This window comes from Stenotrophomonas maltophilia group sp. Smal13, from assembly GCF_030236855.1.
Lineage (GTDB): Bacteria > Pseudomonadota > Gammaproteobacteria > Xanthomonadales > Xanthomonadaceae > Stenotrophomonas > Stenotrophomonas maltophilia_A.
Genome location: NZ_JASJSQ010000002.1, coordinates 46,623 through 67,328, shown reverse-complemented (window position 1 = coordinate 67,328; position 20,706 = coordinate 46,623). Strand labels below are relative to the sequence as shown.

The window sequence follows — 20,706 nt, the reverse complement described above, 5'->3', positions numbered from 1 at the left end:
ACAGGGTCTTCCCGGACGCCCTTGACTCTACCGTAGCTAGAAGGTTTTCCAATCCAGTCAGAGCTTTAGGACAGAACAGATGAGCACCAATGCGCCCCCTTCATTGCGACTGTCATCCGGTATGGCTGCTATCCACTGATCCGTGGCGCCACTGCGGTTGTGCTCTTCGGCGAGCTCGCGACCGGCCGGCCGTCTTTTCCGACGGAGCTACTCACAGTGATCGTCGCGCTCGCTTGTGCCGCCTTGCTAGAGGGCGGGCGGCCTTTCCACTCCCCGTTGAGCCAGTAGCGGCGTTCCAAGCTGTGGTTGGCCGTCGGCGCATGGCTCGGCTTCTTGGTCGTGCATCTGGCCTTCCAGCACTCCAATCTGGGATACCGGGTCGGGCCGTTGGGATTGTTGATCGGGGTGGCTGAAGCCCATCGCTGGCATCACAAGCGTGAGCACGAAGACGCCCAAGTCAACTACGGCGATTTCTGGATGCCCGGGGGCCACTTGTTCAGCGCTTTCCGGTCGCAAAAGCACACGCTGGGCGCCAAAGAGTGACACTCAAGAAAGATGGACTTTCCAATGGACTACGGCCCGCAGCTTGTCTATCCCTTCCGGAGCCGGCCAGCAGCGGCAAACGCTTGCGCTGCTGGCTATACGATCTTGCCCACGTCGCATTCTTGCGCGAGTCGGGCCTTGCGGCTTCTTGCGAAGCGATCGCGAGTTGCGTGGCGTGCCCATGAGTCGGGCCGCGTCGTGGCGCACTGCTACCTTGGCCTGCACCTGCACCTGCGCAGCCACGCCGCGATGCTCGGTCTGGCCTGGAGAACCCGTAAGGTGGCGGAGATTGCGGCGCGCAGGTCGTCCGGCTCGCGCTGGCTCCTGTGGGCCACGCCCTCGGTCGCACGCCGTCTCAAAACGTCAGAACCGCGCGCTTTCGCATGATGGAGCGCGGCACGTGGCTCTCAGAACTGGACCCGATCACTTCCAGCACCGATGACACGCTCGAGCTTCAGGCGGGCTCGGCCAAGCTGTTGAGAATGCCGCACTCGCGCGAGGTTCGGGCGCTATCGCAGGAGCGTCGCAGATCCATTAACTCGCGCTCCAAGGCGCGCAATTCCTTCATCTTGGTCCGCACTTGCGCGATATGAGCGTCGACCAGCGCGTTCACCTCGCCGCAGCCCAACTCTGGCCGATCCCGTAAGTTCAGCAGTTGACGGATCTCATCCAGCGTCATGTCCTTCGCCCGGCAGCGGCGGATGAACAGCAAGCGCTGCAAATGGACTTCGTCATAGAGCCTGAAGTTGCCCTCGCTACGTGCAGGCTCGGGCAGCAAGCCTTCTGACTCGTAAAAGCGCACGGTCTGCACCAAGCAATCTGCCTTCTTGCCCAGTTCACCGATCCGCATCATGGTTGCTTCCTATAAAAAACTTGACTCTATATCTACTAGAGGTTTTCTAATGATGGCATCCGGGGAAAACCTTGTCAATGAAGAGCGATCTATGAACAAAGAACCTTCCAGCCCATGCGCCTGCTCCGGCGGCAATGGCCAACAGACGGCGTGCGCCAGTGAGCAGGCCAGCACTGAAACCACCGTTTTCCACGTGAGCAACATGGATTGCCGCAATGAGGAAGCACTGGTGCGGCGAACGCTGGAGGGCATGCCCGGTGTCGAGCGGCTCCTGTTCGATCTTCCGCAGCGTTTGTTGACCATTTCGCACCGCGAAGTCTCGGCCGATGCCTTGGAGCAAGCGCTGAATTCGGTGGGCATGAAGGCTCAGGCTGTCCGAGACGCCGCCGTGTCGACCACCTACCGCATCGAGAACATGGACTGCCCGAGCGAGGAGAAACTCATCCGCTCGCACCTCGGGGCAGTCGAGGGAATTCAGGACCTCGACTTCGACCTCGCTGAGCGCACCCTGTCGGTGAAACACCTCGCTCAGGCACGCGCGCAGATGGAGCAGGTCCTGGCCTCGATCGGCATGCGCGCCAAGGAGCAGACCTTCGGCCACACGGGGCCGATCGAAGCCGCGGCTGTGATCCCATCCTCGGCCCTGCAGCAGCAACCAACCGCTGCCGTTTCCGCGCCGCCGATCGGCGAGCGGGTGACGTACCGGATCGAGAACATGGATTGCCCGACGGAAGAAGCGCTGATCCGCGACCGGCTGGGCAAGCTGCCGGGTGTGACCGCGCTCGACTTCAATCTGATGCAGCGTGTGCTGGGAGTCCAGCACACGCTGGCGACCTCAGCGCCGATCGAGAAGGCGCTTGCTTCCATTGGAATGCAGGCTGCGCGGCAGGACATGCAGACAGCCACCACGGTACTTCGCATCGCGAAGATGGACTGTCCGACCGAGGAAAGTCTGATCCGCGGCAAGCTGCAAGGCATGCCGGGCGTGCAGGGAATGGATTTCAACCTGATGCAGCGCACGCTCACGGTTCGGCACACACCCGACGCGATCAAGCCGGCAGTCGAAGCCATCGAATCGCTGGGCATGGAAGCCGAGGTCCAGAGGACTGATGAGCCGCGCGATGCCCCGGTGGCCGCGCACAAGACCAATTGGTGGCCGATGGCGGTTTCGGGCGTTGCGGCGGTGGCCGCCGAAGGCGTGTACTGGGTCAACGACGGCAATCATTGGGCCGTGATCGTGCTGGCACTGGTTTCGATCTTCACCGGCGGCCTCAGCACCTACAAGAAGGGCTGGATCGCGCTGAAGAACCTCAACCTGAACATGAACGCCCTGATGGCCATCGCGGTCACCGGCGGCATGGCGATCGGCCACTGGCCGGAGGCCGCCATGGTCATGTTCCTGTTCGCGTTGGCGGAAGTGATCGAGGCGAAGTCGCTGGACCGCGCCCGCAACGCCATTCGGGGGCTGATGGACTTGGCGCCCGAGACCGCGACCGTGCGGCAGGCCGATGGCTCATGGACAGAGCTGCCGGCCAAGGAGGTCGCAAAGGGCGCGGTGGTCCGCGTGCGTCCTGGCGAGCGCATCGCACTGGACGGCCTGATCACCTCGGGTCGATCGGCCATCAACCAGGCGCCCATCACCGGCGAGAGCCTGCCCGTCGAGAAGGCCGAAGGTGACCAGGTCTTCGCCGGAACCATCAATGAGACCGGCTCTTTCGAATACAAGGTGACCGCAGGCGCCAGCGACTCGACGCTCGCGCGCATCATCCATGCCGTGGAGTCCGCGCAGGGCAGCCGTGCGCCCACGCAGCGCTTCGTCGACCAGTTCGCCCGCGTCTACACGCCGGCGGTGTTCGCGGTGTCCGTGCTGGTTGCCGTCGTGCCGCCGCTCGCCTTCGGCGGCGCATGGTTTGACTGGGTCTACAAGGCCCTGGTACTGCTGGTGATCGCCTGCCCCTGCGCTCTGGTCATCTCCACGCCGGTCACCATCGTCAGCGGCTTGGCCGCTGCCGCCCGACGCGGCATCCTGATCAAGGGTGGCGTCTACCTGGAGGGCGGGCGCAAGCTCAAGGCGTTGGCCCTGGACAAGACCGGCACACTCACACATGGCAAGCCCGAGCAGACCGACTTCGTGCCGCTGATCGGCGAGGCGCAGGAAGTTGCCGCCTGGGCCGCAAGCCTCGCGGCACGCTCGGACCATCCTGTGTCTCAGGCCATCGCCCGCAAGGCGAACCGTGACGGCATCGCGCTGCACGAGGTCGACGACTTCGCGGCGCTGCCTGGCCGCGGCGTGCGCGGCCGCGTCGCCGGGCGCATGTTGCACATGGGCAACCACAGGCTCGCCCAGGAGCTGGGCCTGAGCGAAGCGACGCTCCAGGCTCGGCTGGAGACCCTGGAGCGCCAAGGCAAGACAGCGATCCTGCTGATGGACGATGCGACCGTGCTCGGCATTTTTGCAGTGGCCGACACCGTGAAGGAAACCAGCCGTGAGGCGGTGGCCGACCTGCAGGCGCTGGGTGTGCGCACGCTGATGCTGACGGGGGACAACCAGCACACGGCCGCGGCCATCGCTGCCCAGGTCGGAATCTCTGAAGCCCGTGGTGACCAACTGCCCGAAGACAAGCTCAAGACCATCGAAAGCCTGGTCGGCGGCGAGGGCCAGGTGGGCATGGTGGGCGACGGCATCAACGATTCGCCCGCGCTCGCCCGTGCCGACATCGGCTTCGCCATGGGCGCGGCCGGCACCGACACCGCGATCGAAACAGCCGACGTCGCCCTGATGGACGACGACCTGCGCAAGATCCCCGCCTTCATCCGGCTGTCGCGTAGCACTGCGGCGATCCTCACGCAGAACATCGTTCTGGCCCTTGGCATCAAGGCGGTGTTCCTTGCGTTGACGTTCACAGGGCATGCCACCATGTGGATGGCTGTGTTCGCTGACATGGGGGCAAGTCTTTTGGTTGTCGTCAATGGGCTGCGCCTCCTGAAGTTCAAGGCGGCATGAACAATGGATGAACCATCTCTTCGCAAGACGCAGTGGTACTCACTCGCGATCGTTATATTCGCCGGCGATCAGGCAGCTAAGAGCTACATTGACGCGACAACTCCCTTGGGTTGGTCGCACGAGGTGGCGTCATTCTTCAACCTAGTTCACGCTCTCAATCCCGGCGCGGCGTTCAGCTTCCTTGCTGGCGCGGGCGGCTGGCAGCGGTGGTTTTTTCTGGCGATCGCGTTCGCAATATCGGCATGGCTCGCATGGCTGCTCTCCCGGCCGCTGCGCAAAACGGAAGGCCTTTCGTACAGCCTCATTCTGGGCGGCGCATTGGGCAACGCGTTCGACCGCGCCACGCGCGGGCACGTTATCGACTACATCGACTTTCACCTGCACGGCTGGCACTGGCCCGCCTTCAACATCGCTGACATGGCCATCGTGGGCGGGGCGATCGCGCTGGTGGCCCAGTCGTTCATGAGCGTGGAGAACCCGGCCGCCACAAAGGAGTCCCAGTGACATTGGGACGATCCGGAAATTCGCAATGCACACGGTGCAGGACACCAATCTGAAGAGAACGGCCCCCAGCATGAGCGGCCGCGGCTTGGCCCTCATGCTAGCGCCCACCGCCGCTTTTGCTGCAACGCCCTGTTGCGATGGCGGCGATTGCTGCAACGACGTCGCAATGCCTTGCTGTGAATAAACAGCACGCAAGCCAGTTGACCTGGCAATTATGAAAGTCCATCACGGCGATGCTGGCATTTTTCGTTCCAATGAGCCGTCACGGAGAGGTGATGATGAAGCTATGCCGGGATCCTGCAAGCTTTAGGACGGTCTTCTTTACCGCATAGCGATATGCTGATGTCACCCGTTCGCCTCGCCTGGCAAGTACAAGTAGTTCGTCGCGGTTTTCTGGCCGTGTCCGCCCGCTTCGCTGGCCCTTTTGCCCCAAACAAGCGCAATCATGCCTGCGTTACCACCAAAGTTCGCCCCCGCCAGTTGCTGTTCCTAAAGGGCATCAAGCTCAACGCCATCGCCGACCGGCCAGCGTATTTCGCATCGCTGCGTGCCCGTCGGGGCCAGCCCATCGTCATCCTCGCAGAGCTGGGACCGGACGAGGCATTCGCCCTGTGGAAGCAGCATGTACTGGGCGACAGGCCTCGCTGACCCAGTTTCGCCTCATCCTCCTGACAGCCCCGCACTTATTGCGGGGCTTTCTTTTTTCCGCGTTCGCCAATCGGGGCTGTTGCAAATGCCGATTTCCGGCTGACGCGGCTCGCCTCGCGCATGAAGCTGCCCGCATGTGTCGCTGATTCGTCAGCACCATGCCAGCAGCCAGAGTTTCCAGGCTGCCGCGGATTCTTTCCGCGCTACCCGCCAGTCCGCCATCGCATCGAGTCTGCGGACGCGCGTCACCCGTGACGCCGATGCTTTTTTCTCAACCGCGTGCGGGAGCTGCCATCCCGTGAGGGACGAGGCCCCGCTTTTTCCAAGGAGCCCGTCCACGTCCCAGCAAGCCTCTTTCGGCCAGTTGGCCTTGATCCATTGCGGCAAGTTCCTGCCGCTCGAAATCCTGCATAGCGCCGCCGGCCACTACATCGGCACGCGCGATACAGAAGGTCCCGTTTCGCGGGAATCCTGCCAGTACTTCCGCAGCTATGCCGCGGCTCAACGTGCCCTCGAAAGAGGCGGCGGGTCCCAGCTCGCCACACCCTGATCCAACTGGAGGAACCACGTCATGAACCAGCTTTTGCCCCAGGAAGTCGTCGATCAGATCATGCGGGAAGAGCAGCATTTCGCCGCCGCGCCCCAAGCCTTCTTCGAGGTCTGGAAGCGCGGCGTCGAGATCGCAGGCCCGCAATGGTTTGGCGACGGCACGCGCGAAGGCCTGAACCAGGCAAAGAGCAAGTGGGATCTGCGTCCCGACATGCTGCGTGCCAACGACGCACTCGGCGTCCTGAGCAGCGGGGAACGCATGTTCCTGTCCGCCATGTTCAGCTTCTACAACGCGCGCGAGGGCGGTGCCATGCTCAAGCGCTGCCACTTCCAAGGACTGTCGGACTTCGATGGTCTCGATCTGCAACGCCGCAAGGTCATCGCCGATCTGTTGGTGAACTACAGCGGTTGGTGAGCCGGTCTGCGGCATACCACCGTCTTTTTGTTCACTGCCCATGAGGGACATGCGTCCACGCGGCCATGTCCCTCGATTTTTCTTCCGTCAGCCTGCGCCGATTGGCCCAAAGCCCTCGATCAGTGCCGCCTGACGCTTTTTCCACTTTCAACCCACCGGGGTTCAATTCCCGGTGGCGGGAATTGGCTCCATTATTCAATCTGGAGAAATTCCATGACCCAGAATCCCAATCCCTTTGTACGCGGCTACTGGAATCTGAGAGTCGTCCGAACGCTGTGCATCTGCTACGGGGACGGAAGCCCGCATGTCTGGCGATCCATCCACACGAGCCAAGCGCATCTTTCCGACAACGACCTGATCTCATCGCCTTGCATCGTCACCAGCGACTTCGCGTTGATCAAAAGCGGCACTGACGCCATCAGCGACGAGCTGATTGCTGAATGTGATGCTGTTGAAGGCATCAACGGCGAAGGCGTGGTGGGCGCCGTGGTCTATGCCATCCATGGCGACGACCTCGACGGCCGCCCGGTCCATGTCGGTGATACCTATTCGGCCGAAGCCGCGCGAGACGTGGTGCAGCGGTTGAGTTTCGAGACCGGCTATTACAGCCGGTGCTGGGAAGTCAGCAGCGCGCACATCTGCCAGGAAACCGGCCAGTACCTCGCCAACCTGGCAGACCTCGCCACGCCGGAGGCTTTTCTGTTCATCGCCTTTCGGGTTCCGTACAGCCCGGCGATTGGCGTCAAGCTGATCTCCACGCCCTGGACAGACAAGAACCTGGAATATGCCGAGGGCATCAGTGCTGAGCAGCTTCGACAGGAGCACCGCGACAAGGGCATGCCTGACGACCTGGCGAACATCCTTGAACTGGCCGGCCAGGCAGATGTGCGCATCCTCATCCTCGATGCCGACGCACCCGCGCTACTGGGCTTGCCACTGGCCGAGACCTAGCAGACACGCGACGCGCAAGCCTTCCCCTTTATCCCCCATATGCCAGCCCGCCTCCCACCAGGAGCCGGGCTGGTTCAATTCCATAGGAGCAATCTCATGTTCCCCGATCTCATCTTGCCCACGCCCGACTTCGAGAATCAGCTTGGAGCCTGCGTCAACGCCATGAGCCAGGACGACGCCATCGGCCAGATCCTGGTGTTCGAGCGCATGAGCGGTACGCTGCACATGCGCCATATCGACAGCGCCGATCTGGTGGACACCGACATTGACGACTACGAAATGGTCGTATTCGACGGTGGCAACACAAGCGGCGACACGTGGAAGCACGTGTTCTTCCCGCGTCAGCGAGAACACTACTTCGTGTACGAAGCCTGACCCCCAAGCCCCTTTCGAGGGGCTTTTTCTCGCCCGCAGCGCTGGAAAGCGGGTGCGATGGGGTGCCGTTTCCTGCAAGCGGGCCGCTTACTCCCGGGCCATTCTTGCCCCATGTTCGTCGGCGTTGCCGACACATGCCCAGGCAGCCAAGACCTTCAAGGCTGCAAGCACGGGAAGCCGTGCTGGTCGATGTTTTCCACGGACGTACCGCGTCCATCCACACCACCCACAAGGGACCTCTCCCTTGCGGGCGGGGAATCCCTTGTTTCTTCCTCAAGGAGATTCCCATGGACCGTTCCCTCATCAAATCCATGATGCCTTCGCTAGTCGCAGGCCACGTGCCCCGCAACGTGCGGTCGTTCAAGTACCGCGTGTTCGACGATCAGCCGCAATCTTCGACATTGGGCTTCGCCGTCGACCCCCAGCCCTTCGACGGGAAGGTAGTCGCCATCACCGACGATGCCATCGTCGTCAAGCTCAAGCCGAGCGAGTTCGCTGTGCTCGATTCCAAGCTGGTGACCACCGTCCCCGACGAAGGCGCCAAGGTGCATGTCCAACCCTACGCACGGCGCCGTTTCGATGGGCTGCGGGCGGACACGCCGGAAGAGCGCACCGAGATGACGTCCGACGGCATTCCCTACACCGTCAAGACGCACATCCTCGGCTCCGCGCCGGCCAAGCTGCCCATTCCCGAGCCGCAGTGCATGGAGCTGGGTCAGCTCATCCAGCAGTTGGAGGAAATGCCGGCGCCCGATGGCTTCCGGCGCATCACCCACATGCTGGTCGATGCGGGTGCCCGGGATTTCACCTGGGTCGATCCGACGCCGTCCAAGATCATCGAGACGCCTCCGGCGATCAGCTTCACGGTCTCGACCGCGAAGTTCGAGGGCCGGGTGACGGTGCTGTACGACCGAGGCGGCGACACCTACGTGGTGGAGCTGCATCGCGACGGCGAATTGGTCGATCGGCATGACGAGGTGTATTTCGACATGCTCGGCGAAGTGCTGGAGCGACTCATCGACGACGGACGTTGGCGCCTGATCGATGTGAGCGTGATCGACGCCAAGGCTACCCGGCAGCGCCAGGCGGTGCCGGCATGACGCCGGAAACTGAATCCTGCCGGTTCTACGGCTGACCCGTGGGTCCCGCCACGAAGTTTCGCCCATGGGCCATGTGCCCACAGGCCCTCCATCCATGCGGATGGAGGGCCTTTTCTCTATTCCACATAGGAGATTTCAACCATGTCACTGCGATTCAAAGGCTCCGACCTGCGCCCCGTGCTGACCGAGGCCATCGCCAGCCAATGCCGCGTCATCCTGGTCAAGGACCAGGGCGTGTACTTCCTCGCCGAGCAGGGAGAGCGCCGCCCGGATGGGCGTGTGAAGCTGCTGGCCTATGCCGTCGGCTGCAACCCGGATACCGACCCGTTCGACGACTGGTGGGAACTGGCGCGCGCCGAACTGGGCGGCGACGACTTCGGGGAGTACTTCGACCCGAAGGACGGCGTATTCACGCGCATCCTGCACACCGAAGACGACCTGATGCTGTCGGCCACCGCCACACATCTGTCGCTGGAGGTGGTGCCTCCCGCATAGCGCGGCAACCGCCACTCGACTCTCGCAGCCCCCCACACCGGGGGCTTTCTTTTGCGCTGAGCCGGGCTGCGTGGACAAAGGGAAACGCGCGGGTGCCAATTGATTGCTGTCGCGCGCGCGAGGCCCGGCCATGCTGACCCCATGCCTGCTGACGCTGTCAGCGACATGCCAGGCAACCATCGGTCCTCGAGGTTGCGGCGCAGTTTCCACTGCGTGACCGAGCCAGCTCGCACCGCATCCATCCGCGAGCGGCCACCAGTCCCTGGTGGCGGATGCTTTCGCCTTATCAACCCACCGCGGGGTTACGCACCTTTCCCCGCATGCGTGGGCTCGGTGTGTCTCCGCTTTTCCCTATGGAGATTCACCATGAACACCACTTCCAACGAGAAATCGTATTTCGACCTCCACACCTCGGGCATCGGCTACCTCCAGCGTGTCCGTGAGGTGCCCGTCAGGGGCGGCCGCCGTGCGCAGCCCTTCCTGGCCTGCACCATCGCCGCGCTGGTCGGCCCCGCCAGGGACCCGAGCTACCGCTACTTCGACGTCAAGGTCTCGGGTGCCGAGGCCAAGAAGCTCGTTCAGCGCTACATCGGCGTTGACGATTCCAAGCAGCGACCGCTGGTGCGCTTTCGCCTCGGCGACCTCTGGGGCGATGCCTACATCCGCGACAAGGGCGAACAGAAAGGCCAGGCCGCCGCATCCCTCAAGGCGCGACTGCTCAAGGCCGAGCTGATCGAGCGGGCCGAACTGGCTTCGATCGAGCAGCACGAGTTGATCACCCGTGGCATCGGCTACCTCAACCGTCCGAAGGACGTCACCCCCAAGGATGGTGACCCGTTCCTGTCGTGCTCCATCGCCGCGCTGGCCGGACCTGTCGATGAACCGGAATATCGGTACTTCGACACGATCGTCGCCACCCCTGAAGCCGAGCATCTGGTTCGCCGATGCGTGCAGGCCATCGAAGGGGATCGCAAGGTGCTGATCGCCTTTCGTCTGAACGACATGAAGATCGATCCGTACATCCGCACCAAGGGCGAGCACGCTGGGGAACCGGCCGCAAGCCTGGAATCGACGCTGGTCCACATCGGTCTGATCAAGATCGACGGCACCCAGGTCTATCCGACGAGCCAGGCGCATGCCGAGGCAGCGCCAGCGGAGGACGCACCCGCGTCCGAAGCCGCCAACGCCATCGACACTGCCGCCGACGCCGTTTCCTACCAATCTGCCGAGCCCGCCGAGCGCGAGCCCGAATGTGCAGTCGAGGAGCAGGAGCCGGCATTGGCTGCTTCGTTCTGATCCGGCACGGCCCCTCACGGGGCCTTGCCTTTTTCCTATTCGTCCAAGGAGAACCATCATGGCAGCCACATCGGCACCTACGAGATCAGCCCTACCCATCGTCGTCCCGGGCCAGCTCACGTTGCGGACCATCCGGGGCAAGAACGGCCCGTTCACGGTTGGGCGCCTTTCTACCCCCATCGGCGAGTTCGCGGTTAAAGACGCGGAGTTGGAGCAGTACCCCGAAGGAAAGTACGACGGGGATTTCGTCATTCGCTACATCTTCGCGAAGTCCTATCCGGTCGCGGGCGGCGCGCGGTTTGAAGTGCGCGCAAACCTCGACGGCATGACGCTCAACGGCATCGACAAACTGAGTCGTGATGAGGCCCGCAGCTTCGCCACCCAGGAAGTCGATCCACTCGATGAAGAGCTGGGGACGCAGCCTGCGGAAACGCCGGCCAAGCCCGCCAAGGCCTCCAGACCCGCCAAGCCCGCACCCGTGCAGGCCTCGGCGGACCCGCTGGTCGATACCACGCCCTTCGGTGTGGATGCACCGACGCCCGCTGCGGCGGCTGCCCCTGGCAGCACCGAAGAGGGCGACGTTGCTTTGTTCGGCTTGCTCTGGCCGCTGGGCGATTCCGTGAAATTGGATTCGACCATCGACCGCCGCGCCCTGCGCGCGCAGATCGCCCGCCTGGGCGATCTGGGCTACGCGCTGGACTTCAAAACGCAGGAGTGGAGCCGCCAGGCCGAACTGCAACCTGCGTGATCGCAGACACCGCATGCGCGGTGTTCTTCATCCACCCGCCGGGGCTCTTTCCCTATGCGGGGAGGCCCCCGGCTTTCTTCTGGAGGTCTCCATCATGTCCACCATCGATTGCGATACACCCCGTTCTTCGCTGGGTGAACCCGCGTGGCGAGCTGTTTGCAAGACAGCCGCCGAGCACGCCCAGCGTGGTTGTGGCCTGTCCTGGGACCACTGGGTCACGCTTTTCAGTTCGGAGATCGACGCGCAAGCCAGTCGATTGCCGGAAGAGCAACGCGCACAGGCGCTGCAGATCGCACAGGAATGGGGCTACGCCACACCGGCCGAAAGGCAGGAAACCCAGGACTGGAACGCCGAAAACGGCTACTGCTCGCACGGAATCGAACTGGGTTATTGCCCGTCCGGTTGCGATTCGGACTATTGAGGTCCGGCACACGTCATCGCCGCTTGCGCGGCTTTTCTCCACCCCTTGGGGCAGCACCTGCCTCAGGGGCGGTGCTGTTTCCGATTCACCGAGGACATCACCATGAGTCGGCACTACTTCGACACCGTTCACAAGGGCTTTCCCATCACCGTCGTACTGGGCTGGGACCGGCCGGCAAATTACTTCTTCCTATTCATCGAAAAGCCGGCCGAGCTGATCGACGATACCGCGAAGGTCGAGAGCGACGACTTCTTGTACAGCAACCTGCACGAGAGCGACCCGTTCAACCACTACCTGGACTACTACCGAGTGGTCCTGCGCCATTTCCACATCGACGTGCCCGAAAGCATGTTCACCGAAGTCCAACAGGACTGCGAGGGCAACGTTGGCAACCGTGTAGTCAAGCATCAGGCCGACGGCTCGTTCACCGAACAGACGTTCTGAACGCCCAAGCGGATCGAACACCTTATCCGCATTCCTTCATCCCTAACGGGGCATTCGCTGCCCCTGCGGGCGGTGCTGCCCCTCATTTCATCGAGGACACCACCATGCACGCACACACTTCATCCACCACGCTGTTCCACATCGACGAATGCCCGGACGTTATGGCCGACGCTTGCGTCGGCGATGACCAGGGCAACCTGATCTTCCTGTCCATCTGGGCGCGCGACACCGCCGTCCAGCAGTTCCTTGCACGCCTGACCCTCGGGCGCGACGAGCAGGGACTGGACCAGTTCCACGTCATCACCGACCAGGGCGGCAGCGTCCCGGTATTCATCGGCAACGTCGATCGCCTGGAAAAGCGCATCACGCGCGCCTACCGGCGAACGCTGTTCGGTTCGCTGTCCAACGTGTGGCTGTTCGACCGGCGCTGCGTCAAGCCCGACAAGGCCAACGCCAGCGCATTGGCACTGCTGCCACGTGACAGCGCCCACCGGCTTGACCGCCTGTGGATGCTGGTGCGGGACACCTGCCCGTTGCCGCTGCTCGACCACTGGCGCGAGACCGTGCTGGAACTGCTGCAAAGCCGCGAGATGCTGGCCCGCCTTCCGTCCGCCCTCGGGCCGCTGGAAGGCCATCGGCTCGCCATCGACGTGCCGGCGCTGAGCTTGGCGCTGGGCTCCCTGATCCGCAGTGACGCGCTCACCGCCTATCCCTATCCGGCCAAGATTTGGACGCCGGAAGCGGTGGCGGCTTGACCCACCCTCGGAGGCACGCCTTGGCGTGCTTCCGTCATTCATCCCCGCCAACCAGGAGACTTCCATGGCTCTCATGTTCCCGCGGCTCGCCCGCAATTTCGCCAAAAATGGGTACTACCCGACCGACGAACCCACGCTCGAAAGAGCCCTCAACGCACTGATGCCCAGCGACGGGCCGATGTGCATCCTCGATCCCTGCGCCGGTGAAGGCGTGGCAATCGCCGAAGCCTCTCATGCCCTCGGGCGCGAACAGGCCAAGGCGTTCGCCGTCGAATTCGACGCCGAGCGGGCGCGCCATGCCCGCGGCCTGGTCGATCACTGCCTGCACGCGGACCTGATGGACACGATGATCTCCAAGCAGTCCTTCGGACTACTGTGGCTGAATCCACCGTATGGCGACCTGTCCAAGGACGTCAACGGCAACATCGGCTATCAGGGCCAGGGCCGTGCCCGCCTCGAAAAGCTGTTCTATCAGCGTTCGCTGTCGCTGTTGCAATACAGCGGCGTGCTGGTCTTCATCGTCCCCGGCTACGTGCTCGACGCGGAGCTGGTCGGCTGGTTGACGCGCCACTACACCGATCTGCGTATCTACCGAGCGGTGGAAACGCAGTTCAAGCAGGTGGTGATCTTCGGACGCCGGGTGCGCCAGCGCGAGCAGGTGCCCGATGGCGTCAAGGCCGTGCGCAATCTGCTGTTGCAGGTAGGGCAAGGCGAAGTCGAAGCCGAGGAACTGCCGAGCGAGTGGCCGTTCCTGCCGTACATCGTCCCCGCCAGCCCGGCCGAGCCAGAGCATTTCTTCCGCGTGACGATGGAGCCCGAGCAGTTCGCCGATGAGGTTGGCAGGCTGCAAGGCTTGTGGCCATCGCAGGACACGCACCTGGGGGCTGCGCAGCAATCGCTGCGTCCACCGGCGCGGGCCTTGTCCCGCTGGCATCTCGCCCTGGCTCTGGCCGCGGGTGCGATCTCGGGGGTTGTGCGCTCCAAGACCGGGCGCGTGCTCGTCGTCAAAGGTGACACCCACAAGGACAAGACGCTCCAGCGGGAGTTCACCGAACGCGAAGACGGCTCCATCGCCGAGACCCGCATCCTCACCGACAAGTTCGTTCCCGTCATCCGCGCGTGGGACATGACACCTGGCTCCGCGACACGGGGCGAGGTGTTGACCATTCGCTGATCCACCGGACGCGCTGCCGTCCTGCTGTACCAACTCGAAGGAGAAACACCATGATCCCCAATCCGTTCAAGCGGCCTGCGCCGCACAAGCAACCGTTGTTCGCACCGAGTACGTTGAAGTTGAGCGAGAAGGTGCATTGGCTGGCCCGGCGAGGCCTGATCGACCCCTTGGCCTATGTCCAGCGCCATGTGCGCGGGGACTGGGGCGAGATCGATGAGGCCACACGCCAAGCCAACGACGTGGCGATCCAACAGGACAACCTAATGATCTCGCAGTTCAGGATCACGCCGGACCTGGCGCTGATCGTCAAGACCAGCGAGGACCACCAGACCACGGTGGTCCAGCTTCCCGAAGAGCGGGACCTGATCTGAGGCCCCACATCGTCATCCTCATCCACCTGACGGAGCCACTTCACTCCGGCAGGGGTGTCGTGGCTCAATGACTCATCAAGGAGGAGCCCATGGCATCGCATCGCATCGAAACCTACTGCCAGCGGCTGGCGTTCCCCATCGGGGCGCTCATCTTCAGCAGAGGTGTAGACCGCCTGGTCCGCGCGGGTCGCCTGGACCCGATCCCGTACTTCAGGCGCCACACCCGTGGCGACTGGGGCGACGTCAACATCCAGCAATGGCAGACGAACAGCAGCGCGCTTCAATCGGGCGCGTCGCTGGAATCGCACTACGTGATCCATCCGGGGCTCGCCATTCGCATCATCACCGATGCGGGGCGCAGCGTCACTGCCATCGTGCTGCCGTCCGAAGACTGAGCACGGTTCACCCGCAGGCCACTCAGGCCAGCATCTTCAACCACCTTCGGCCGCGCGCCGATTTCCTTCCCACCACGGGGCATGCCATTGCCCCGCTGGGGGTGGTGCATGCCCCATTTTTCATTGGAGCATCACAATGTCCTTCGATCTCGAAACCACTGCCGCTGACGCCGCGCCCGTACAGGGCGAACTGCTCGACGCGGAATCATCCCCTCTGACCCTGAGCCTTCAGGATTTCGTCGGCGAGTTCGGCGACGAACTGCTCGACGCCCTCAACAGCGCCAACCCGCCTGTCTATACCGGCCAACCGCAGGCGCACCGGCAGCTCATCGTCGCCAGCCTCAAACGCAAGCTGTTCCCGGCCCAGGCCGAAGTCGTCCATGCCGCAGCCGAGCTGCTGGTCGATCAAGGCGAACGCGCTGCGATCGTCAATGGCGAAATGGGCTGCGGCAAGACGACCGTCGGCATCGCCACGGCCGCCGTGCTCAACGCCGAAGGCTACCGCCGCACTCTGGTCCTGTCGCCACCGCACTTGGTTTACAAGTGGCGGCGGGAGATCCAGGAGACGGTGGCCGGCGCCAAGGTATGGGTGCTCAATGGGCCGGATACGCTCGTCAAGCTCCTCAAGCTGCGTGAGCAGTTGGGCGTGCAGCCCACGGGCCAGGAGTTTTTCATCCTGGGGCGCGTCAGGATGCGGATGGGGTTCCACTGGAAGCCGGTCTTCACCCAGCGGCGCACCCGCCACGGCGACGTGGCAGCCTGCCCGGACTGCGGCACACTCATCACCGACCTCGACGGCGAGCCGGTCAACCCGGTCGCGCTCGAAGCCGAGGAGTCCCGCAGGAAGTGCAGCCACTGCGCCGCGCCCCTGTGGACGCTGATCCGCCCGCGTAGCCTGTCCGGCAGCGACCAGTCCTCGGTCGTCCTCAAAGCCTTGAAGCGCATACCGACCATCGGGGAAGTCACCGCACAGAAGCTGATGCAGAAGTTCGGTGACGGCTTCCTGGCCTCGATGCTGGGCGACAACATCCATGAGTTCATCAACCTCATGGATGGCAACGGCGAGCTGGTGTTTTCCGACCGTCAGGCCACGCGCATGGAACGTGCGATGGCCAACATGGAGTTTGGCTTTGGCGAAGGCGGCTACCAACCGTCCGAGTTCATCAAACGCTACCTACCGCAAGGCACGTTCGACCTGCTCATCGCCGACGAGGCGCACGAGTACAAGAACGGTGGCAGTGCCCAGGGCCAGGCCATGGGCGTGCTGGCGGCGAAGGCTCGCAAGACCTTGCTGCTGACCGGCACGCTGATGGGCGGCTACGGCGATGATCTGTTCTACCTGCTGTTCCGGGCACTGCCCGGACGGATGATCGAAGACGGCTACCGCCCGACCACGAGCGGCAGCATGACCTCGGCTGCGATGGCATTCATGCGCGATCACGGCGTCCTCAAGGACATCTACTCCGAGAGCGCCGGCACGGCGCACAAGACAGCCAAGGGCACCAAGGTATCGGTGCGCACGGTCAAGGCTCCCGGCTTCGGCCCGAAAGGCGTCTTGCGCTGCATCCTGCCGTTTACGATTTTCCTCAAGCTCAAGGACATCGGTGGCAACGTCCTGCCGCCGTATGACGAGGAGTTTCGTGAAGTCCAGATGGACGTGGCGCAAGCTGCGGCCTACCGCGATCTGGCGGGTCGGCTGACCGCAGAACTGAAACAGGCTCTGGCGCGACGCGATACGACCTTGCTGGGGGTGGTGCTCAACGTGCTGCTGGCCTGGCCGGATTGCTGCTTCCGGTCGGAGACCGTGGTGCATCCGCGCACGCGCAACACCTTGGCGTTTGTCCCGGCTCAGTTCAATGAGTTCGAGATCAGCCCCAAGGAGCGTGAGCTGATCGAGATCTGCAAAGCGGAGAAGGAACAGGGCCGCAAGGTTCTGGCCTACACGGTCTATACCGGCACGCGAGACACCACGTCGCGTCTGAAGGGGCTGCTGGAGCAGGAAGGCTTCAAGGTGGCAGTGCTGCGCGCAAGCGTGGATGCCAGCCGCCGAGAAGACTGGATCGCCGAGCAACTGGACCGTGGCATCGACGTGCTCGTCACCAATCCCGAGCTGGTCAAGACGGGGCTGGACTTGCTGGAGTTTCCGACGATCGTGTTCATGCAGAGTGGCTACAACGTGTATTCGCTCCAGCAGGCGGCACGCCGCTCCTGGCGCATCGGGCAGAAGCAGCCCGTGCGTGTGATCTACCTCGGCTACGCCGGTTCCTCGCAGATGACCTGCCTGGAGCTGATGGCCAAGAAGATCATGGTCTCGCAGTCCACCTCGGGCGACGTGCCCGAATCCGGGCTCGATGTCCTGAACCAGGACGGTGATTCCGTCGAGGTCGCACTGGCCCGGCAGCTTGTCGCCGCATGACACGTTCCACTTACGGCCCTTCGGGGCCGTTTTTTTTGCCGCTCCCGGTAAATCGGACGCTGCCTGGTTCGCATTGTTTGCTGCCGCTCGCGGCCTGAGCGGCGATGGTGAGGGCTGGATGTTTCAGGACGCCGAGCTATGTGCCCCTCTCCACCGTGGTTTCACTATCCCGAACGCCGCCTTCTGGCGGGATTTCTCGGCCTGCTGTGGTCGGTGCTGGCCGGTGGCTGCGCGACGACGACTGCGCCGGTCGCGCCCGACACCATCGCGGAAGTCTTGGCCGCGCCTGAACCCGAGGCTTCCGAGTACATCCCGGTCGTGCGCTACGCCCGCTACACACTGGTCGAACTGGCACCCATGGCGGCGCAGCGCGACCTGTTGTTGCAGACCATCGACGTGTCCATGCCCGAGGATGCCCGCGCCACGGTCGGGGATGGGCTTCGGCACGTGCTCAAACGCAGCGGCTATGGCCTGTGCCAGACCGCGCATGCCGTGATCGAGCTGTACGCGCTGCCGTTGCCGGCGGTACACCTGCACCTCGGCCCCATGACCTTGCGCGATGCGCTGCTCACGCTGGCTGGCCCGGCCTGGGAACTGCACGCGGATGACCGCGCACGGCAAATCTGCTTCGAGCGGCCCGGCGATCGCGCGGTCGCCGAGTCCCCATCCGAGCCACCCGCCACCGAGGCGGTGCAGACGTTCCCGCTGGCACCCATGGTTTCGGGAGGCCAGCCATGAACGCCCCGCAACCTGCCCAGCGATCGACCGCCGCCGTGGTGGTGCAGAGCCTGATGTGGCTCTGGTTGATCTTCCTCAGCGTCTTGGCGGCCCTGGGCTACCAGGCCCTCAGCGACCAGGCCGACCAGGAGCGGCTGGATTCCCGCCTGCAACGCCTGGAAGCGCAGGCAACTGGCTTGGCCGAGACGATCGAGGCCATCCAGCAGCGCCCGGCCGTCGCGACGGACGCTGACCTCAAAGACACCCGCCAGATTCTGGAAGCACGCGCGGCCCAGGTCGAGAAATCTCTCAGTGGCTACGCAGCGGCCGACGACCTCCAGGCGCTGCGCGCGGAGGTCGAGCAGATCAAGGCGCGCCAAGCCGCCGCGCGTGCCACCGCACCCGCCCAGCGGCGCGCATCGCGCACGTCCGCCGCCTCCAAGACCGAGCTGCCGCCGCTGCCATTCCGCGTCGTCGGCGCCGAACTGCGCGCCGGCCAGCGCAGCGTGTCCGTCGCGCCGAGCATCGGGGACTTCACGCCCGCCCAACTTCAGGTGCTGCTGCCCGGGGATGCGGTCGGCCCGTGGCGCCTGCAGGCGATCGAGGGCAACACCGCAGTGTTCCAGGCCGGCAACCAGACCCGCCGCGTGGCGATTCCCTGACCGGAGCACCCCATGAAGCCGTCGATCCTCCTTTTCGCGGTCCTGGTGGCGTCGTCGCAATGGCCCGCCTGGGCGCAGCAGCCCGCAACGACCTCGGCGCGCAACGCACAGAGCCAGGAGCGCCCGCTGGCCGCCCGCGTGCTGGACGACCGGGTGGCAACCGAATGGGGCTTGCAGCCACAAGAATGGGCACGCTACCGCGAGCTGATGGATGGGCCGCTGGGTATCTACTCGCCCAACCTGGACCCGCTGTCCGCCCTGGGCATCGAAGCTCGCACGGACGAAGAACGGCGCCGCTATGCGGAACTGCAGGTGCAGGTGGAAGCGCGCCGCGTCGAGAAGCTGCTCGCCTACCAGCGCGCCTACGACGAGGCCTGGCAGCGCCTGAATCCGGGGATGCAGCGCGTGAACCTGCCCGACGACAAGCCGGGCGCCGGCCCATCCAGCAGTCCCTTGCGCGGCAGCGGCCGCATGGCGGTGTTCGTCAAGGACGGCTGCGCAGCCTGCGGACAGCTCGTGCAGCGCCTGCAATCCTCGGGCGCGGAGTTCGACCTGTACATGGTGGGCAGCCGCCAGGATGACGCGCGCATCCGCGACTGGGCCAAGCGCGCGCAGATCGACCCGGCGCGCGTGCGCGCCGGCAGCATCACGCTCAACCACGACGGCGGCCGCTGGCTGTCACTGGGCCTGCCCGGCGATCTGCCCGCCGCCGTGCGCGAAGTGAACGGCCAATGGCAGCGCCAGCCGTAGCCATGCCCCTGCGCGCACTGGTGCTCACTGCCGGCCTGTATGCCGTTGCCGCCCTGGCCCAGGAGGTTCCGCCACCGGCTTACCAGCTTGCCGCCCAGCGCGCAGGCATCCCCTCGACCGTGCTCTACGCCGTGGCCTTGCAGGAGAGCGGCATCCGGCGCAACGGGCGCCTGGTGCCGTGGCCGTGGTCCCTCAACGTCGCCGGCCAGTCGCGCCGCTTCGCCACGCGCGCCGACGCCTGCGCTGGCCTGCAGCAGGCGATGCGCGCCACGCCGCACACGCGCATTGATGCGGGCCTGGGCCAGATCAACCTCGGCTACCACAAGCACCGCTTTACCGGCGCGTGCGACCTGCTGGATCCGTATCGCAACCTGGCCGTTGCCGCCGAGATCCTGAAGGAGCAGCACACCCCCGGCGAGGACTGGCTGCTGGCGATCGGCCGCTACCACCGCCCCGCAGGCGGCGAGCCCGCCGCCCGCTATCGGCGCAGCGTGTCGCGCCACCTTGCCCGCGTGCAGGGCACGCGACCAGCCGCCGCGGTCCTCGCGGCGCGCCAGGAGACCTCCCCATGACGAAACCCCATCCCGCCCATCTCGCGTTCACGGGCCTACTCATGCTGCTGTCAGGCCTGCCGCTGGCCTCGCGTGCCGGCGAGCCACTGATCGTTGTCGAGGACCGTGGCGGCACGTCGGCATTGCCGTACTACGAAGCCCTGAATCTCCAGCCGCGCGCCAACGCACCGGCGCGGCCGTCCATCCCGACGCCCCAGGTTCCTGCCACACGGGCGGACGAAGCCGCGATGCTGCCGGTGCGCAGCGCCAAGCTCACGCCCGGCACCGTCGCGCGACGGGTGATCGAAGCGCCCGGCCTGCGGCCGTTCGTGGTCATCGGCGACGCCGAGGCTTCCCGGGCCTGGTTGCAGCGCCGCGCCGCCGCTTTGCGCGAACGTGGCGCGGTCGGCCTGGTCGTCAACGTCGAGACCGCGCAGGGCCTGGCGCGGCTGCGCGCCCTGGTGCCGGGCGTGCCGCTCGCGCCCGTGGCCGGCGACGACCTGGCCGATCGCCTGGGCCTGCGGCACTACCCGGCGCTGATCACGGCCACCGGCATCGAGCAATGAAGC

Annotated in this window: 26 protein-coding genes; 25 read left to right on the top strand and 1 reads right to left on the bottom strand. The window is 64.5% G+C overall.

Annotated elements, in window-relative coordinates; genetic code table 11:
• The first annotated feature begins 339 nt into the window (after positions 1 to 339).
• Both QRO95_RS01565 and QRO95_RS25355 read left to right on the top strand, forming a co-directional pair.
• The gene (locus QRO95_RS01565; RefSeq protein ID WP_023657334.1) at positions 340 to 543 is read left to right on the top strand and encodes a hypothetical protein; all 204 of its coding nucleotides are present in this window, start codon (positions 340 to 342) and stop codon (positions 541 to 543) included.
• Positions 544 to 555: 12 nt separating this feature from the next.
• Positions 556 to 930, top strand: a complete 375-nt coding sequence (locus QRO95_RS25355; RefSeq protein ID WP_055312603.1) for a DUF3703 domain-containing protein — start codon at positions 556 to 558, stop codon at positions 928 to 930.
• A gap of 67 nt (positions 931 to 997) precedes the next feature.
• Here QRO95_RS25355 and cadR read toward each other — a convergent pair whose 3' ends face one another.
• A complete protein-coding gene (cadR, locus tag QRO95_RS01560) occupies positions 998 to 1,396 on the bottom strand; it encodes a Cd(II)/Pb(II)-responsive transcriptional regulator (RefSeq protein WP_003098965.1) in 399 nt (132 codons plus the stop codon).
• A 91-nt stretch (positions 1,397 to 1,487) separates the two neighbouring features.
• Between cadR and QRO95_RS01555 the strand changes: the two genes are divergently transcribed.
• The 23 genes from QRO95_RS01555 to QRO95_RS01445 all read left to right on the top strand — a co-directional run bounded on the left by QRO95_RS01555 (position 1,488) and on the right by QRO95_RS01445 (position 20,703).
• On the top strand, positions 1,488 to 4,400 hold the full coding sequence (locus tag QRO95_RS01555; protein ID WP_003098961.1) for a heavy metal translocating P-type ATPase: 2,913 nt from the start codon (positions 1,488 to 1,490) through the stop codon (positions 4,398 to 4,400).
• A 3-nt stretch (positions 4,401 to 4,403) separates the two neighbouring features.
• Complete coding sequence (gene lspA, locus QRO95_RS01550; protein ID WP_003098955.1) at positions 4,404 to 4,904, top strand: signal peptidase II; 501 nt, start codon at positions 4,404 to 4,406, stop codon at positions 4,902 to 4,904.
• 336 nt (positions 4,905 to 5,240) lie between these two features.
• Positions 5,241 to 5,552, top strand: coding sequence for a hypothetical protein (locus QRO95_RS25350; protein WP_003108988.1), 312 nt, complete (start codon positions 5,241 to 5,243; stop codon positions 5,550 to 5,552).
• 298 nt (positions 5,553 to 5,850) lie between these two features.
• Positions 5,851 to 6,102 carry a hypothetical protein gene (locus tag QRO95_RS01540; protein WP_005408894.1) on the top strand — a complete coding sequence of 84 codons (252 nt, stop codon included), beginning with the start codon at positions 5,851 to 5,853 and terminating at the stop codon, positions 6,100 to 6,102.
• A gap of 21 nt (positions 6,103 to 6,123) precedes the next feature.
• Positions 6,124 to 6,516 (top strand): hypothetical protein, encoded by a 393-nt coding sequence (locus QRO95_RS01535; protein ID WP_003098949.1) that lies wholly within the window; start codon positions 6,124 to 6,126, stop codon positions 6,514 to 6,516.
• A 213-nt stretch (positions 6,517 to 6,729) separates the two neighbouring features.
• Positions 6,730 to 7,467 carry a hypothetical protein gene (locus QRO95_RS01530; RefSeq protein WP_003098947.1) on the top strand — a complete coding sequence of 246 codons (738 nt, stop codon included), beginning with the start codon at positions 6,730 to 6,732 and terminating at the stop codon, positions 7,465 to 7,467.
• A gap of 96 nt (positions 7,468 to 7,563) precedes the next feature.
• Positions 7,564 to 7,842 (top strand): hypothetical protein, encoded by a 279-nt coding sequence (locus QRO95_RS01525; protein WP_003108989.1) that lies wholly within the window; start codon positions 7,564 to 7,566, stop codon positions 7,840 to 7,842.
• Positions 7,843 to 8,129: 287 nt separating this feature from the next.
• Positions 8,130 to 8,942 (top strand): hypothetical protein, encoded by an 813-nt coding sequence (locus tag QRO95_RS01520; RefSeq protein ID WP_006226009.1) that lies wholly within the window; start codon positions 8,130 to 8,132, stop codon positions 8,940 to 8,942.
• A gap of 141 nt (positions 8,943 to 9,083) precedes the next feature.
• A complete protein-coding gene (locus tag QRO95_RS01515) occupies positions 9,084 to 9,437 on the top strand; it encodes a DUF3085 domain-containing protein (protein WP_006226010.1) in 354 nt (117 codons plus the stop codon).
• A gap of 366 nt (positions 9,438 to 9,803) precedes the next feature.
• The gene (locus tag QRO95_RS01510; protein WP_006226011.1) at positions 9,804 to 10,733 is read left to right on the top strand and encodes a DUF3577 domain-containing protein; all 930 of its coding nucleotides are present in this window, start codon (positions 9,804 to 9,806) and stop codon (positions 10,731 to 10,733) included.
• A gap of 58 nt (positions 10,734 to 10,791) precedes the next feature.
• Complete coding sequence (locus QRO95_RS01505; protein ID WP_006226012.1) at positions 10,792 to 11,481, top strand: DUF3275 family protein; 690 nt, start codon at positions 10,792 to 10,794, stop codon at positions 11,479 to 11,481.
• Positions 11,482 to 11,575: 94 nt separating this feature from the next.
• Complete coding sequence (locus QRO95_RS01500) at positions 11,576 to 11,902, top strand: hypothetical protein (RefSeq protein WP_006226013.1); 327 nt, start codon at positions 11,576 to 11,578, stop codon at positions 11,900 to 11,902.
• Positions 11,903 to 12,004: 102 nt separating this feature from the next.
• Complete coding sequence (locus QRO95_RS01495; protein WP_006226014.1) at positions 12,005 to 12,346, top strand: hypothetical protein; 342 nt, start codon at positions 12,005 to 12,007, stop codon at positions 12,344 to 12,346.
• A 104-nt stretch (positions 12,347 to 12,450) separates the two neighbouring features.
• Positions 12,451 to 13,101, top strand: a complete 651-nt coding sequence (locus QRO95_RS01490) for a hypothetical protein (RefSeq protein WP_008266552.1) — start codon at positions 12,451 to 12,453, stop codon at positions 13,099 to 13,101.
• A gap of 40 nt (positions 13,102 to 13,141) precedes the next feature.
• Positions 13,142 to 14,275, top strand: a complete 1,134-nt coding sequence (locus QRO95_RS01485) for a DUF6094 domain-containing protein (protein WP_285301542.1) — start codon at positions 13,142 to 13,144, stop codon at positions 14,273 to 14,275.
• Positions 14,276 to 14,325: 50 nt separating this feature from the next.
• Positions 14,326 to 14,646 carry a hypothetical protein gene (locus tag QRO95_RS01480; RefSeq protein ID WP_003116818.1) on the top strand — a complete coding sequence of 107 codons (321 nt, stop codon included), beginning with the start codon at positions 14,326 to 14,328 and terminating at the stop codon, positions 14,644 to 14,646.
• 89 nt (positions 14,647 to 14,735) lie between these two features.
• Positions 14,736 to 15,041, top strand: coding sequence for a hypothetical protein (locus QRO95_RS01475; RefSeq protein WP_235646609.1), 306 nt, complete (start codon positions 14,736 to 14,738; stop codon positions 15,039 to 15,041).
• A gap of 136 nt (positions 15,042 to 15,177) precedes the next feature.
• Positions 15,178 to 17,457, top strand: coding sequence for a helicase-related protein (locus tag QRO95_RS01470; protein ID WP_008268369.1), 2,280 nt, complete (start codon positions 15,178 to 15,180; stop codon positions 17,455 to 17,457).
• Between the two features lie 138 nt (positions 17,458 to 17,595).
• Positions 17,596 to 18,195 carry a PilL N-terminal domain-containing protein gene (locus QRO95_RS01465; RefSeq protein WP_003098890.1) on the top strand — a complete coding sequence of 200 codons (600 nt, stop codon included), beginning with the start codon at positions 17,596 to 17,598 and terminating at the stop codon, positions 18,193 to 18,195.
• Complete coding sequence (locus QRO95_RS01460) at positions 18,192 to 18,836, top strand: hypothetical protein (protein WP_003098888.1); 645 nt, start codon at positions 18,192 to 18,194, stop codon at positions 18,834 to 18,836. Before QRO95_RS01465 ends, QRO95_RS01460 begins: the two co-directional genes overlap by 4 nt.
• A gap of 12 nt (positions 18,837 to 18,848) precedes the next feature.
• Entirely contained in the window at positions 18,849 to 19,586 is a 738-nt protein-coding gene (locus QRO95_RS01455) for a TIGR03759 family integrating conjugative element protein (protein ID WP_003098886.1), read from the top strand.
• On the top strand, positions 19,568 to 20,158 hold the full coding sequence (locus QRO95_RS01450) for a transglycosylase SLT domain-containing protein (RefSeq protein ID WP_003109780.1): 591 nt from the start codon (positions 19,568 to 19,570) through the stop codon (positions 20,156 to 20,158). The genes QRO95_RS01455 and QRO95_RS01450 overlap by 19 nt, the downstream gene beginning before the upstream one ends.
• Positions 20,155 to 20,703, top strand: coding sequence for an integrating conjugative element protein (locus QRO95_RS01445; RefSeq protein WP_285301525.1), 549 nt, complete (start codon positions 20,155 to 20,157; stop codon positions 20,701 to 20,703). The genes QRO95_RS01450 and QRO95_RS01445 overlap by 4 nt, the downstream gene beginning before the upstream one ends.
• Positions 20,704 to 20,706 lie beyond the last annotated feature (3 nt).